This is a genomic window from Mesorhizobium sp. A623, from assembly GCF_054489405.1.
The window spans coordinates 83,100-98,146 of the sequence record NZ_JBTMXB010000004.1; the positions used below are offsets into that span (position 1 = coordinate 83,100).

The 15,047-nt window shown below is 61.8% G+C and carries 10 protein-coding genes and 2 pseudogenes; 9 read left to right on the forward strand and 3 right to left on the reverse strand.

From position 1 onward, the window contains the following. Positions 1-15 precede the first annotated feature (15 nt). The 4 genes from ACX3P1_RS06025 to ACX3P1_RS06040 all read left to right on the forward strand — a co-directional run bounded on the left by ACX3P1_RS06025 (position 16) and on the right by ACX3P1_RS06040 (position 3,446). Positions 16-1,419 carry an L-serine ammonia-lyase gene (locus ACX3P1_RS06025; protein WP_459078649.1) on the forward strand — a complete coding sequence of 468 codons (1,404 nt, stop codon included), beginning with the start codon at positions 16-18 and terminating at the stop codon, positions 1,417-1,419. A gap of 65 nt (positions 1,420-1,484) precedes the next feature. Beyond that, a complete protein-coding gene (locus ACX3P1_RS06030; protein WP_459078650.1) occupies positions 1,485-1,922 on the forward strand; it encodes a DUF1489 family protein in 438 nt (145 codons plus the stop codon). A 97-nt stretch (positions 1,923-2,019) separates the two neighbouring features. Next, entirely contained in the window at positions 2,020-2,751 is a 732-nt protein-coding gene (locus tag ACX3P1_RS06035) for a vWA domain-containing protein (RefSeq protein WP_459078651.1), read from the forward strand. Then, positions 2,751-3,446 (forward strand): J domain-containing protein, encoded by a 696-nt coding sequence (locus tag ACX3P1_RS06040; protein ID WP_459078652.1) that lies wholly within the window; start codon positions 2,751-2,753, stop codon positions 3,444-3,446. Before ACX3P1_RS06035 ends, ACX3P1_RS06040 begins: the two co-directional genes overlap by 1 nt. A 39-nt stretch (positions 3,447-3,485) precedes the next feature. Here the strand turns inward: ACX3P1_RS06040 and ACX3P1_RS06045 are convergent, their stop codons facing one another. After that, the gene (locus ACX3P1_RS06045; RefSeq protein WP_459078653.1) at positions 3,486-4,859 is read right to left on the reverse strand and encodes a D-alanyl-D-alanine carboxypeptidase; all 1,374 of its coding nucleotides are present in this window, start codon (positions 4,857-4,859) and stop codon (positions 3,486-3,488) included. 410 nt (positions 4,860-5,269) lie between these two features. Between ACX3P1_RS06045 and clpS the strand changes: the two genes are divergently transcribed. The 5 genes and pseudogenes from clpS to ACX3P1_RS06070 all read left to right on the forward strand — a co-directional run bounded on the left by clpS (position 5,270) and on the right by ACX3P1_RS06070 (position 10,138). Next, the gene (gene clpS, locus ACX3P1_RS06050; protein ID WP_459078654.1) at positions 5,270-5,599 is read left to right on the forward strand and encodes an ATP-dependent Clp protease adapter ClpS; all 330 of its coding nucleotides are present in this window, start codon (positions 5,270-5,272) and stop codon (positions 5,597-5,599) included. Positions 5,600-5,605: 6 nt separating this feature from the next. Further along, positions 5,606-8,098, forward strand: coding sequence for an ATP-dependent Clp protease ATP-binding subunit ClpA (gene clpA, locus ACX3P1_RS06055; protein WP_459078655.1), 2,493 nt, complete (start codon positions 5,606-5,608; stop codon positions 8,096-8,098). Between the two features lie 203 nt (positions 8,099-8,301). Next, positions 8,302-8,446 (forward strand): annotated as a pseudogene (locus ACX3P1_RS06060) (GH25 family lysozyme); the annotation flags it as partial. A 188-nt stretch (positions 8,447-8,634) separates the two neighbouring features. Next, positions 8,635-9,333: pseudogene (locus tag ACX3P1_RS06065) on the forward strand (glycoside hydrolase family 25 protein); the annotation flags it as partial. A 568-nt stretch (positions 9,334-9,901) separates the two neighbouring features. Then, positions 9,902-10,138, forward strand: a complete 237-nt coding sequence (locus tag ACX3P1_RS06070) for an endonuclease domain-containing protein (RefSeq protein ID WP_459078793.1) — start codon at positions 9,902-9,904, stop codon at positions 10,136-10,138. A gap of 320 nt (positions 10,139-10,458) precedes the next feature. On the opposite strand, the gene ACX3P1_RS06075 is transcribed toward ACX3P1_RS06070, so the two are convergent. Together ACX3P1_RS06075 and ACX3P1_RS06080 are read right to left on the reverse strand one after the other, a co-directional pair. Beyond that, a complete protein-coding gene (locus ACX3P1_RS06075; RefSeq protein ID WP_459078656.1) occupies positions 10,459-10,671 on the reverse strand; it encodes a hypothetical protein in 213 nt (70 codons plus the stop codon). A gap of 281 nt (positions 10,672-10,952) precedes the next feature. Next, a complete protein-coding gene (locus tag ACX3P1_RS06080; RefSeq protein ID WP_459078657.1) occupies positions 10,953-14,729 on the reverse strand; it encodes a vitamin B12-dependent ribonucleotide reductase in 3,777 nt (1,258 codons plus the stop codon). Between the last annotated feature and the right edge of the window lie 318 nt (positions 14,730-15,047).

Sequence of the window (15,047 nt, forward strand, 5' to 3'; positions counted from 1 at the left end):
TGGGAGATTTCGCGCGTGTTCCTTTCGGTTTTCGACCTGTTCAAGATCGGCATCGGGCCGTCGAGTTCGCACACGATGGGGCCGATGACGGCTGCCGCCCGCTTTCTCGACGAAATCCTGCATGGCGACTGGCCGCGCCCGGCCGGCGTCGCCGTCGATCGCCTCGGCGCCAGCCTGCATGGCTCGCTCGCCTATACCGGCATCGGCCATGGCACCGATCGCGCCGTCATCCTCGGCCTGACCGGCGAAACGCCGGTGACGATCGATCCCGACAAGGCCGATAGGCTCATCGCCGCGATCACGGCGGACAAGCGCATCTCGCCCCCCGGCCACCCGTCCTACCGCTTCGACCCGGCCACCGATCTGGTCATGGATCGCAAGACGAAACTGACCGGCCACGCCAACGGCATGGCGTTCTACGCCTATGATGCGACCGACCGGCTGCTCCTCAAGCGCATCTATTATTCAGTCGGCGGCGGCTTCGTCCTGTCCGAGGAAGAACTGCAGCGCGCCAAGGCCGGCGGCTCCGTGACCACGGAAGGCAAGAAGGTGCCGTATCCGTTCAAGCGCGCCGACGAAATGCTGGTTATGGCGAAAAAGAGCGGTCTTTCCATCGCCGAGATGAAGCGCGTCAACGAAGAAACCTATATGATGCGCGAAAAGCTGGACGCCGGCCTCGACGGTATCTGGGACGCCATGCGCCGCTGCATCGAGCGCGGGCTTGCGCAGGAAGGCATCATGCCGGGCGGCCTCAAGGTGCGTCGGCGCGCCCGCATGCTGCACGACAAATTGCAGGAACAGTGGAGCCAGAACAAGCCGAACCCGCTGCTCGCCAATGACTGGCTGTCGGTCTACGCCATGGCCGTCAACGAGGAGAACGCCGCCGGCGGGCGCGTCGTCACGGCCCCGACCAATGGCGCGGCCGGCACGCTGCCTTCGGTGCTGCGCTATTGGCTGCATTTCCATCCCGAGGCCGACCAGCCCTCGATCCGCGATTTTCTGCTGACGGCGGCGGCGGTTGGCGGCATAATCAAGACCAACGCCTCGATTTCCGGCGCCGAAGTCGGTTGCCAGGGCGAGGTCGGGTCTGCTTCTGCCATGGCGGCCGCTGGCCTGTGCGCCGTCATGGGCGGCACGCCCGAGCAGGTCGAAAACGCCGCCGAAATCGCGCTGGAGCATCATCTGGGCATGACCTGCGACCCGGTCGGCGGGCTGGTGCAGGTGCCATGCATCGAACGCAACGCGCTTGGTGCGGTCAAGGCGGTGACGGCCGCCTCGCTCGCCATCAAGGGCGACGGCACGCATTTCGTGCCGCTCGATGCCGCCATCGAGACGATGCGCCAGACCGGCCGCGACATGAACGAGAAATACAAGGAAACCAGCCTTGGCGGCCTCGCCGTCAATGTCGTGGAGTGCTGACAAACTGCCTGTGCACAACGCGACTTGGCGTTGAACCGCCGCCGCATCAGCGCTAAATTCCGGTCATGCCCCTGAACATCCTGAAATTGTGCGTCGGTGCCGACAGCGTTGAAGACCTGGAAGAGTGGGTCGCGACCTGCCTCGACGAGCGCCGCCGCAAGGGTGAGCCGCTCGAACACTGGCACACCACACGCATGATGCCGACACGGGGTGCCGAGATCGTCGCTGGCGGCTCGCTCTACTGGGTCGTCAAGGGCAACGTCCAGTGCCGGCAATTGATAACCGAGATTCGCCCGTTCACCGACGCCGAGGGCATCAAGCGCTGCAAGCTGATGCTGGGCCAAGACATCGTTCGCACCGATTGGCAGCCACGCCGCGCCTTTCAGGGCTGGCGTTATCTCAAGCAGGCCGATGCCCCGGCCGACCTTGGCAAGGGCAAGGCGGGCATGGCCGAGATGCCGCCGAAGCTGCGGCTCGAACTGGCTGAACTTGGCCTGCTGTGAGGCAGATGGTCCGGCAGTCGGATATTCTTGCCTGCAAGCCAGGTCGGCACAGGGTGACGGGCTTGCAAGCCGTCCGGCTAGGCCACATCTTGTCTGCATGACCGAAAAGAAATCAACGCTGCCGGCAAGCGCCGACAAATCGGCGGCTATGGCGCGCTCGGACAAGAGCGAGATCGAAGCCTTCGTGCAGCAGGCGCGCGCGCTTGGCGCGACGGCGGCGGGCTCGGGGCGGTTGATCCTGTCGCTCGATGCGACGATGAGCCGGCAACCGACCTGGGATCTTGCCTGCACGCTGCAGGGTGAAATGTTCGACGCCGTCGGCAAGGCGGGCGCGCTTGCTGTGCAACTGGTCTATTTTCGCGGGCTGGGCGAGTGCCGCTCGTCCGCCTTCGTCACCGACACCGGAAGTTTGAAGCGGCTGATGACGCGCATCGAATGCCGCAGCGGTCATACTCAGATCGGCAAGGTGCTTTCCCATGCCCTGAAGCAGACCGCGTCCGCCAAGGTCAATGCGCTCGTCTATATCGGCGATGCGATGGAAGAAAATGTCGATGACCTCGCGGAAAAGGCCGGCCGCCTCGGGCTGCACGGCGTTCCGGTCTTCATCTTTCAGGAAGGCCACGATTCCGGCGCGGAGGCAGCGTTCAAGGAAATCGCGCGGCTGACCAAGGGAGCCTGGTTTCGCTTCGATCGGCGCGCCGCCGCCAATCTCGCCGGGCTGCTGTCAGCGGTAGCCGTGTTTGCGGCCGGCGGCCTGAAGGCGCTGGAGGCGAGGAACAGGCCGGAAGACCGGCTTATGATCCAGCATCTGCAAGGTGGCGGACACTGATGGGCGTCCTTATCGCACTTGTCGCGTTGCTGCTTGTTCTCCTGGGCGCTGTCATGCTCTTCCTGCGTACAGATCCCGCGAAACTGGCCGGCGGCATGAAGACGCTTGTACCTGTGTTGCTCGGGCTGGCCGGTCTTGCCGCGCTGGTGGTTGGCCGCGAAGGTGTCGGCGGCCTGCTGCTGTCGGGCGCGTTCGCCTGGTATGGGTCGATGCGGATGAGGCGGGCGGCAAAGCCGACGGCGGGCAAGCATTCCATGGTGCGCACGGCGGCGCTCGAAATGGAACTCGATCACGGCACCGGCGCGCTGGAGGGGCTGGTGCTTGCCGGTCGCCATGAAGGCAAGATGCTGGGCTCGATGGGGCTTGGCGAATTGCAGCAGCTTTACCGGGAACTGCCGGGCGATCCCGAAAGCCGGCAGTTGCTAGAGACTTATCTTGACGGCCGTTTTCCCGTCTGGCGCGACAACGCGCAGGCGAATGGTGGCGAGGGGCTGGGTGTGTCGCCAGGTTCTGGCGCCATGACTAAGGAGGAGGCCTACAAGATCCTTGGTCTTGAAGCGGGAGCCGCCGCGACGGATGTCCGCAATGCGCACCGCCGCCTGATGCAGCGCCTGCATCCCGACATCGGCGGCACGTCTTTCCTGGCGGCGCGGATCAACGAAGCCAAGGACGTCTTGCTCTCCAACCACAACTGATCTCCTTCGACAAAAAACATTTCCGGGAGAGGACGCCGCCTATTGCTGGACGGCGTAACACTGAATTTTCTGCTTCTTCAGGCCATTGCAGGCCTTCCACGCCGCGCCCTTCGAATCGAAACCGCCGAAGCGGGCGCGGAAATAGGTCACGCCGTCCATCTTGAAGGGCATGGTGAAGGCCGAGGCGTCGGCGAGCAGCCGGGGTGCCTGCTTGGAGGTCTTGTCGAGGATCGCCTTGGCTTCGCCCTTGCTGGGCGAGGAGGCGACCTGCACGGCCCAGCCGGATGGCAGCGAAGCCGTATTGACCGGGTCGACCGGCTGTTCTGCCTCGGCGTAGGCGGCGGCGACCACCGGGGCGGCTGCCTTCTCCCGGGGCGCTTCCTGTTCAGCCATCTTGAAGGGGATGTTTTCCTTCAAGGGCTTCACATTGTCCGGCGCTGAGGCAAGTTCCTCGCGTTCCGGGCGGCTGTCGGGAGTGGGCGCGTCCGTCTTGGGCAGCAGCGACTTCACCAGCGCCACGACAGTCTGGCTGTCTTTGGTCTTGGCGATCAGGTCGCCGCCACCGCCGCGCGGCGAAGCTTTCGGCATATAGGTTTTGATCAGCGCCGCCATCTCGTTGTCGCGGCTGGCGCCCGACGTTCCGCCCATGACGACGGCAACGATGCTGCGCCCACCATCCTTGGCGGATGAGACGAGGTTGAAACCGGACGCACGGGTATAGCCGGTCTTGATGCCGTCGACGCCCTTGATGCGGCCAAGCAGGCGGTTATGCCCGTTGATGCGCCGCTTGCCGTACATGAAGGAGCGTTGCGAAAAATAATCGTAATATTGGGGGAAATGCTCGCGCAGCGCGATACCAAGGATCGCCATGTCGTGGGCCGAGGTGAACTGGCCGGGGTCCGGCAGGCCGTTGGCATTGCGGAAGACGGTGCTCTTCATGCCGAGCGCCCGTGCCTTGGCGGTCATCATGCGGGAGAAATTCGCTTCGCTGCCGCCGAGAAGTTCGCCCAGAGCGGTCGATGAATCATTGGCGGATTTCGTCACCATGGACAGGATCGCGGTGTCCACGCTGATCGCGCCGCCCTTCCTCACACCGAGCTTTGTCGGCGGTTCAGCGGCGGCGTTGGCCGAAAACGGAACCTTCGAGGATTTGCTGATCTTGCCTTTGGCGAGCGCCTCGAATGTCAGATACAGCGTCATCATCTTGGTCAGCGATGCCGGATAGCGGCGTCCGTTGGCGTCCGACGCGTAAAGCGTCTTGCCGGTGTTGGCGTCGACCACGATCGCCGAATGCCGTGCCGCGAACGATGAAGTCGCCCCGGCCACCGTGAATGTCATCGCCAGCGCGAGCATCATCACGGCCTGAAGCGGAGAACGAAATTTGGAGTTGATGCCTGCCGACGCCTGACGCACTGCCACATCCTTTGAATTTTGTTGCAATCGGAGGCGGCAAAGGGTCCAACCTCACTTTTCGAGGCAACCTACGTCGGCAGCGTTACCAATCCGTTTATGGTAACCGGCGCGTTCACCATTTTTGTCGGACTCGACGCGAATTTTAAGAAAATATTGGCTAACTTCGGCACGTGCGCGCCCCTCGCCGCCGATCCATATCGGGGCGCTTACTCTGGAATAGGCGTGCTCCCGCTTCAAGATTTTGAAAATCGCCCTAGATTGAATAGCCAGCCATATTGTCACCCGGCGAGAAGGGCTTAAAATCCCGTACCAAGCACCTACATGTCGATCACATGAGGATGAGTTCAGCGGCCAGAGCCAAGAGGCAGGAATACGTGAATAGACTTTCTGCCATAACGCGCGTTGCGCGCATGCAAGACGGAGAACGCGGCGGCAATGGTGCCGGCCGGGGCACCGCCGTCATTACGCGAACCAAAACCAAAACCAAGAAACCCAGTCTTTACAGGGTCCTGATCCTCAACGACGACTACACGCCGATGGAGTTCGTCGTTCATGTCCTGGAACGTTTTTTCCAGAAGGACCGCGAAGGCGCCACACGCATCATGCTCCATGTTCACAATCACGGAGTGGGCGAGTGCGGTATCTATACATTCGAGGTGGCCGAGACCAAAGTGTCCCAGGTCATGGATTTCGCCCGACAGAATCAGCATCCGCTGCAATGCGTGATGGAAAAGAAGTGAGGTAACATGCCGGCTTTCTCCCAGGGCCTGGAAAAGGCGCTTCACCAGGCATTGACGCTCGCCAATGAGCGTCACCATGAATATGCAACCCTCGAGCACCTGCTGCTCGCACTGACCGACGACGCGGAGGCCGCAGCCGTGATGCGCGCCTGCAATGTCGATCTGGACGATCTGAAGCATACGGTGCTGACCTATATCGACACCGAACTGGACAATCTCGTCACCGGTTACGACGAGGATTCCAAGCCGACCGCCGGTTTCCAGCGCGTCATCCAGCGCGCGGTTATCCATGTGCAGTCCTCCGGCCGGGAAGAAGTATCCGGGGCCAACGTGCTCGTTGCGATTTTCGCCGAGCGCGAGAGCCACGCCGCCTATTTCCTGCAGGAACAGCAGATGACCCGCTACGACGCGGTCAACTACATCTCGCACGGCATCGCCAAGCGCCCCGGCGCTTCCGAGGGCAGGGCGCCGCGCGGCGCCGAGGAAGGTGAGGGCGGCGCGAGCGGTTCCGAGCAGCAGGAGGATCCGGCCAAGAAGAAGCAGCAGGACGCGCTGACCGCCTATTGCGTCAATCTGAACATCAAGGCCAAATCCGGCAAGATCGACCCGCTGATCGGCCGCGCGTCGGAAATCAACCGAACCATCCAGGTGCTGTGCCGTCGTTCCAAGAACAACCCGCTCTATGTCGGCGATCCCGGCGTCGGCAAGACGGCCATCGCCGAGGGGCTGGCCAAGCGCATCGTCGAGGGCGACGTTCCCGAGGTGCTTCTGGACGCAACCATCTTCGCGCTCGACATGGGCACGCTTTTGGCCGGCACCCGCTATCGCGGCGACTTCGAGGAACGGCTGAAGCAGGTCGTCAAGGAGCTTGAGGACTATCCGGGCGCGGTTCTGTTCATCGACGAGATCCACACGGTGATCGGTGCTGGCGCAACATCGGGCGGCGCCATGGATGCATCGAACCTGTTGAAGCCGGCGCTTTCTTCGGGCGCGATCCGCTGCATCGGATCAACGACTTACAAGGAATTCCGCCAGTTCTTCGAGAAGGACCGCGCGCTGGTGCGGCGCTTCCAGAAGATCGACGTCAATGAGCCGACGGTCGAAGACGCCATCGAGATCATGAAGGGCCTGAAACCCTATTTCGAGGAATTCCACAAGGTCAAGTACACGGCCGAGGCGATCAAGGCCTCCGTGGAACTTTCGGCCCGCTACATCAACGACCGCAAGCTTCCCGACAAGGCGATCGACGTGATCGACGAGAGCGGCGCGTCGCAGATGCTGGTGCCCGAAGCCAAGCGCAAGAAGACCATCGGCATCAAGGAGATCGAGGCGACCATCGCCACTATGGCGCGGATTCCGCCTAAAACGGTTTCGGCCGACGACGAGAAGGTTCTGTCCGGTCTCGAAATCGAGCTGAAGCGCGTCGTCTATGGCCAGGATACGGCGATCACCGCGCTGACTTCGGCGATCAAGCTGGCGCGTGCCGGCCTGCGCGAACCGGAAAAGCCGATCGGCTCCTATTTGTTCTCAGGCCCGACCGGTGTCGGCAAGACCGAAGTGGCCAAGCAGTTGGCCGCCTCGCTCGGCGTCGAGCTGATCCGCTTCGACATGTCGGAATATATGGAGCGCCACACCGTCTCGCGGCTGATCGGCGCGCCTCCCGGCTATGTCGGCTTCGACCAGGGCGGCCTTTTGACGGACGGCGTCGACCAGCACCCGCATTGCGTGCTGCTGCTGGATGAGGTCGAGAAGGCGCATCCGGACCTGTTCAACATCCTGTTGCAGGTGATGGACCATGGCAAGCTGACCGACCACAACGGCAAGCAGATCGACTTCCGCAACGTGATCCTCATCATGACCACCAATGCGGGCGCATCCGATGCGCAGCGCGCGGCGATCGGCTTCGGCTCGACAAAGCGCGAAGGCGACGATGTCGAGGCGATCAACCGGCTGTTCACGCCGGAGTTCCGCAATCGGCTCGATGCGATCATCCCGTTCGGTTCGCTGCCGATCCCGGTCATCCACCAGGTCGTGCAAAAATTCGTCATGCAGTTGGAGGCGCAGCTTTCGGAGCGCGGCGTCCTGTTCGACCTGTCGCCGGACGCCATCGCCTGGCTGGCCGACAAGGGTTACGACGAGCGCATGGGCGCACGCCCGCTCGGCCGCGTCATCCAGGAGCACATCAAGAAGCCGCTGGCCGACGAAGTTCTGTTCGGCAAGCTGAAGAAGGGCGGCACGGTAAAGGTCACCGTCGAGAAGAAGGAAACCGGCGAGACCGGCCTAAAGCTCGAATCCATCGCCGACGAAGCGCCGGTAAAGCCCAAGCGCGAGCCGGAAGAGGGGCCGAAGGCCAAGAAACCGGCGGCAAAAAAGCCCGCAGCCAAGAAGGCTGTTGCGCAAAAGCCGACGCCAAAAGGCCCCGATTCCAAGGGCCCTAATGCCAAGAGCAAAGACGGCGGCAAGCGCAGCCTGGTGCCGCAACTACCCCGCAAGAACTGATTTTTGCGACCGCACATGAGAAAAGCCCCGGAAACGGGGCTTTTTTCTTGGCGTGAGCATCGGCTGAGTGCCCGCCGATTTGCTGCCAATATGGTAAAAATTCGATTCAAACTTTGTTGGTAGTTTCTTGTTAGGACTTGGGTTCGGCTTTGTCCGGCGGTGCGTTCTGCCGCCGATCTGTTTTGTCTTGCGTACAGGTTCAGATGCGAACGCCAAGCGTTGTCGCCCTCATTTCGGTATTGTGCCTGGCTGGCTGTACGTCCACTTCCGGTATCGATTCGCTCCAACTGGACCAGCCGTCGAACGAGACGACAAGCTCGGTGGTGCGGCCAAGCGCGCCGATCACTGCCAGCGCGATGGCCTCGGTCGAGGCCGCGCCGGCCTTTCCCGATGCCTCTCCCCCGTCGTCGCCGATGCCGCCCATGGCGCTTGCCGACCCGGATGGGCTGGCGACCAGCGCGGCGAAATCGATCACCCTCGTCGCGCCGACCAAGCCCGCCGTGCAGCCCGAACCGGCGGTCGCCCGCACGATCTACGGCTACGGTTTTCGCGATGCCAAGCCGATCAATTTCGGCAAGCGCTCGCCCCGGCGTCTCGACGTCCACGGCGTCGACGTATCGCGCTGGCAGGGCGACATAGATTGGCCGAAGCTGCGCCGCCAGGGCGCCAATTTCGCCTACATCAAGGCAACCGATGGCGGCGACCATCTCGATCCGATGTTCAAGAAGAACTGGCGCGAAGCCAACGAAGCCGGCCTGCGGCGTGGTGCCTACCACTTCTTCTACTGGTGCCGAACGGCCAGTTCGCAAGCCGACTGGTTCATCCGCAACGTGCCGAAGGTGGACGGCGCGCTGCCGCCGGTGATCGACGTGGAATGGAACGGCGAATCGAGCTGCAAGCGCCGCCCGTCGCGCGCCGCCGTGTTGGAGAAGATGCAGGTCTTCATGGACAGGCTGGAGCGTCATTACGGCCAGCGGCCCATCATCTACACCGCCCCCGATTTCTACGAGGACAATCTGGAAGGCGCGTTCAAGAACCACCCGTTCTGGCTGCGGGCGGTGGCGCAGCACCCGGCAAAAGTCTATCCGGGCCGCAAATGGCTGTTCTGGCAATATTCCGGTTCCGGCCTATCGCACGGCGTGAGCGGCAAGATAGACCTCAACGTATTTCACGGCTCCGAGCGCGAGTGGCGCAACTGGGTGAACGGGCGGCAGACGATAGCCGACGCGGACTGAGCCCATAACTCGCCATCGCCACGCTACCTCAGCCCGCCCCAAGCCTACTTGCTCCAGACCAACGGCACGCGCCACCATCTGGCTCGCGACAAGAAAAGCCTGACTTTTCCGGTGTTCGGAAGCGACAGCCGCCCCAAACGCGTTTCACCGTTGCCACGCCCTGCATTCGCAGTCTGGCCATTTCAAAGAACGCTGCCTTTTGGGCAGGTGGGAAGCGCGACGCGAGGCCGTGCCTTCGATAATTTAGTACATGGCGCGAACCTCGCGTCACGCCGGCGTTTTCCGTTTCCGTCCGGTCCGCTACACCGTCCGGCATTTGCGCCTTCCGGTTTGTGTGCTCGCTCCAGCACGCACGGGCCATAATACCCGCGGGTGACCCTCTGGACGGAACCTCCCCGGGCGACAGGCACGTTTCCCTGCCACCGGAGGCGCCGGTTTCTCCCCATACGCTCACCGTCGCGACCGGCGTTCCCATGGGAGAAACTGCCGGGGATTATGCGGGGAGGCGGGGAGGGTGTGGATATATTTATTTCGAGGGAGCGCTTGGAAAATAAAGTTTCGCCGGCAGGTGCCGATTGGGTTTTACATCTCCGATTTTGCATGTCTCGAAGCAAGGCTGATCGTGGAAATCGACGGTAGCCAGCATGCGGAGTCGGAACGCGACCAGGTTCGCGATGCGGACCTCAAAGCGCGTGGCTTCCGTGTACTGCGCTTCTGGAATGATGAGGCGCTACGCGAACCCGACGCTGTCTGCGATACCATCATCGCCTATGTGCGGGATGTGAACTTGCAGCCGTGGCGGTAACTGGAACACCCCTCATCCGACCTCGCTGCGCTCGGCCACCTTCTCCCACAGGGGGAGAAGGGAGAGTACGTCATCCGCGTCTCCGCCAACCACCGTCGTAGGCGACGGGCGATGGGTTTTAGTGCAGGACTTGCCTTCTCCCCCTGTGGGAAAAGGTGGATTGGCGCGAAGCGCCAAGACGGATGAGGGGTGTTGGCCGAAGCGCGACATTTCAGGCTGAGGAGCCGATGTATCGTGTCTTTCTTACTTCTTCATCCGAGGGGCACACTCAGGCCCCCTCTCCTGATAGCAAGAAGGAGCCTGAGACTGTTACTGTTAGCTTAGCCGAGATTATTGCCGCTCTTGCCGTCTGGATTCGAGACGGGTGTCTTTACACCGTTGATATTACGAACATGATAGTTGTCGTAATTTGCACGTTCAATTTGTCGTACAAACTCACTTCGCGACATATCGGTACCTTTGCGATTGTCGTGAAATCCAACGTTACGTCCACTCGGCGTTTCTCTGGTGACGCTTACGCGTTTGCCTGCCATTGGGTTGTTCCTTTCTATGGCAATGTACCGAAGCTACCTCGACTCCGAGAACCGACTCCCCATATGGTGACCTTGCAACAGGGGATGGGATTTCAGTCTCGTCGCCCCGCGTGGGCTTCGGCTTATTCGCGGTATCCAAAGCCGGTTCGAAAGGATCGGCTTTGGTGTTTCTAGAGCACTCTTGCCTCTAAATATTTTTAGATCTTTTTCTTGGTTTGTTCCCTTTGCCATTTCGGCCCGATCTTGCGACCGGGCCGATGGTTGTTACGTTTCAGATGTAATCAGCTACACCCGCTCGTCGCCCCGCAGGTATCGCACTTCTCGCACGTTCCGTTCCTTACCATGGTAAAGTTCTGGCATTCGGAGCAACTGTTGCCGGTATAGCCTTGCAGCAGCGATTTGGCGCGGCGGTCGGCGGCGAGTTTCTTTGCCTCGGCGGCTTCTTGCGCGGCGGCGTCGGTGAACAGTGCTTCCGGGGCGGCTTCCCGAAGCTGGTTCTCGTCCGACAATTCCTTGGCGCGTTCCTCATAATCGCGCTTGAAGGCGACGGGTTCGTCCGATTTCGGCGCGGAAGCCAGCGCCAGCACATTCGAGCCGGAAAAGGCCGTGGGGGCCGCGCGCTGAGGGGAGGATTTCTCGCCCGCAAGCCCCCCGGCAAAGCCTTTTGGCTCCGTGCCCGACGACACCAGCTTGACCGGCGAAGCGCCGCGCGTCAGCCCCTTGGAGAAGGGCAGCGCCTTGCCTTCGTTGATGCCGCGGCCAAGGGCGGTGTTCGAAAAATCCGTCTCGACATGGGCGAGGTCGCCGCGGTCGAGATAGGAAATAGCCAGTTCGCGGAACACGTAGTCGATGATCGACGTGGCGCTCTTGATGGCGTCGTTGCCCTGCACCATGCCCGCCGGCTCGAACCGGACGAAGGTGAACGCCTCGACATATTCGTCCAGCGGCACGCCATATTGCAGGCCGAGCGAAATCGCGATGGCGAAATTGTTCATCATGGCGCGGAAGGCGGCGCCTTCCTTGTGCATGTCGATAAAGATCTCGCCAAGCCGCCCGTCGTCGAACTCGCCGGTGCGCAGATAGACCTTGTGGCCGCCGACGACCGCTTTCTGGGTGTAGCCTTTTCTGCGGTTCGGCAGCTTTTCGCGGTCGCGGTAAAGCCGCTCGACGACGCGCTCGACGATCTTTTCGGTGACCTGTACGGCGCGCTGCGCGGCGGGTGCCGCGATCAGCGCCTCGAGAGCCTCATCCTCCTCGTCGTCCTCATCGGCGATCAGCGAGGAATTCAGCGGCTGCGAAAGCTTCGAGCCGTCGCGGTAGAGCGCGTTGGCCTTCAGCGCCAGCTTCCACGACAGCATGTAGGCGCTCTTGGCGTCTTCCACCGTCGCGTCGTTCGGCATGTTGATGGTCTTGGAGATCGCACCCGAAATGAACGGCTGGGCGGCGGCCATCATCTTGATATGGCTTTTGATGGACAGCGAACGCTTGCCAATCTTGCCGCACGGCGAGGCGCAATCGAACACCGGCAGATGCTCGGCCTTCAGGAAGGGCGCGCCTTCCAGCGTCATCGCGCCGCAAACATGGATGTTGGCGGCCTCGATGTCCTTGCGCGAAAAGCCGAGCGCCGGCAGCATCTCGAACGAGAAATCGTTGAGCTGCTCGTCGGTGAAGCCGAACGTTTCTTTCACCCAGTCCGCGCCCAGCGTCCACTGGTTGAACACGAACTTGATGTCGAAGGCGGATTTCAGCGCGGCGTTGAGCGCCGTAATCTTCTCGTCGGTAAAGCCCTTGGCCTTGAGCGAGCCGGGGTTGACGGCCGGCGCCTGGTTCAGATTGCCGTGGCCGACCGCATAGGCGTCGATCTCGGCAATCTGGCTTTCGGAATAGCCGAGCGAGCGCAGTGCCTCGGGCACGGCCGCGTTGATGATCTTGAAATAGCCGCCGCCGGCGAGCTTCTTGAATTTTACCAGCGCAAAATCGGGCTCGATGCCGGTGGTGTCGCAATCCATGACCAGCCCGATCGTGCCGGTCGGCGCGATCACGGTCGCCTGCGCGTTGCGAAAGCCGTGTTCCTCGCCAAGCTCGATGGCGCGGTCCCAGGCGGCCTTGGCGTGCGTCACCAGTTCCTTTTGCCAGATGTGGTCGGCATTGAGCGGCACCGGATTGACGGCGAGCTTCTCGTAGCCGTCCTTGTCGCCATAGGCGGCTCGGCGGTGGTTGCGCATGACGCGCAGCATGTTGGTGGCGTTGCGGTCGTAATCCGGGAAAGCGCCGAGTTCAGCCGCCATTTCGGCCGAGGTCGCATAGGAAACACCGGTCATGATGGCGGTAAGCGCTGCGCAGATGGCGCGGCCCTCGTCCGAGTCATAAGGAATGCCCGAGGTCATCAGCAGGCCGCCGATATTGGCGTAGCCAAGGCCGAGCGTGCGGTATTCGTAGGACTGCTTGGCGATCTCCTTCGACGGAAACTGCGCCATCATGACGGAGATTTCGAGCACCATGGTCCACAGCCGCACCGAATGCTCATAGGCGGCGATGTCGATGGTGGCGTCGCTGTTGCGGTAGGGCAGGAGGTTGATCGAGGCGAGATTGCAGGCGGTGTCGTCGAGGAACATGTATTCCGAGCACGGGTTGGAGCCGCGGATCGGACCAGCCGCCGGCGAGGTGTGCCAGTCGTTCATGGTGGTGTTGAAATGCAGGCCGGGATCGGCCGACGCCCAGGCGGCATAGCCGATCTTTTCCCACAGATCGCGCGCCTTCATGGTCTTCATGACGCGGCCGTCCTTGCGGGCGGTCAGGTTCCAGTCGCCGTCCTGCTCCACGGCGCGCAGGAAATCATCCTTGAGCGAAACGGAATTGTTGGAGTTCTGGCCGGAAACGGTGAGATAGGCTTCCGAATCCCAGTCGGTGTCGTAGGTCTTGAAGTCGATCGAGGTATAGCCCTGGCGCGCGAACTGGATAACACGGCTAACATAGTTTTCCGGCACGCCGTCCTTCTTGGCGAGCTTGATCTCGCGCTTCAGCGCGGTGTTGATCGACGGATCGAAGCACTCGTCGTCATGACCTTCGCAATTGACGCAGGCCTTCATGATGGCGTCGAGGTGCTTCTTGACGATCTTCGAGCCGGTGACGAGCGAGGCGACCTTCTGCTCTTCCTTGACCTTCCAGTCGATGAAGGCCTCGATATCGGGATGGTCGGCATCGACGATGACCATTTTGGCGGCGCGGCGCGTGGTGCCGCCGGACTTGATCGCACCGGCGGCGCGGTCGCCGATCTTCAGGAACGACATCAGGCCCGACGAGCGGCCGCCGCCGGAAAGCTTTTCGCCTTCGCCGCGCAGCATCGAGAAGTTGGAGCCGGTGCCGGAGCCGTATTTGAACAGGCGCGCCTCACGCACCCACAGGTCCATGATGCCGCCCTCGTTGACGAGGTCGTCCTGCACGCCCTGGATGAAGCAGGCATGCGGCTGCGGATGCTCATAGGCCGACTTCGACTTGGTCAGCTTGCCGGTGAAGGGGTCGACATAGAAATGGCCCTGGCCGGGACCATCGATGCCATAGGCCCAATGCAGGCCGGTGTTGAACCATTGCGGCGAATTCGGCGCGACGCGCTGCGTGGCCAGCATGTAGCAAAGCTCGTCGCGGAATGCGCGGGCGTCGTCTTCCGCCTTGAAGTAGCCGCCCTTCCAGCCCCAATAGGTCCAGGTGCCGGCAAGGCGGTTGAAAACCTGGCGCGCGTCGATTTCCGAACCGTAGCGCTCGGCTTCGGGCAGCTTGGCAAGCTCGGCCTCATCGGCGACGGAGCGCCACAGGAAGGCGGGTACGTCGTTTTCCTCGATCTTCTTTAGCCGCGCGGGGACGCCGGCCTTGCGAAAATACTTTTGCGCGAGAATATCGGCTGCGACCTGGCTGAACTGCGCCGGCACATCGATATTATCGAGGCGAAACACCACGGAGCCGTCCGGATTCTTGATCTCGGACAGCGCCTTGCGGAATTCGATCTCCGCATAGGCTGCCCCGTCCTGTCCGCCCTTGGTGAAGCGCCGCTCGATCCGCATTGGTCTGGTCCCTTTGATTACGTCTATATATAGCGCTTTTCGACGGGGATTTCCGCCCCCAATTCAAGCCGCGCACAACCCCGTCCGCCGGGCGCCCCAAGACGCCGACAATTCCATTCGCCGTTTCCGCCGAAAAGGCCGCAGAAGCTTCCTGCGAAGCGCTGCTTGCCCGTCGGTGAACCCCGCCAATCTTTCAAAACTGAAACTTTTGTCGATTCCCTCGCTTGAGGGAAGTTCACTCTATCTAGTGTCGAGCCTGCCTTCAAACACTAAATATAGTGTTAACAGACAATTTATTCCAGCCCGCAATTTCTCCCT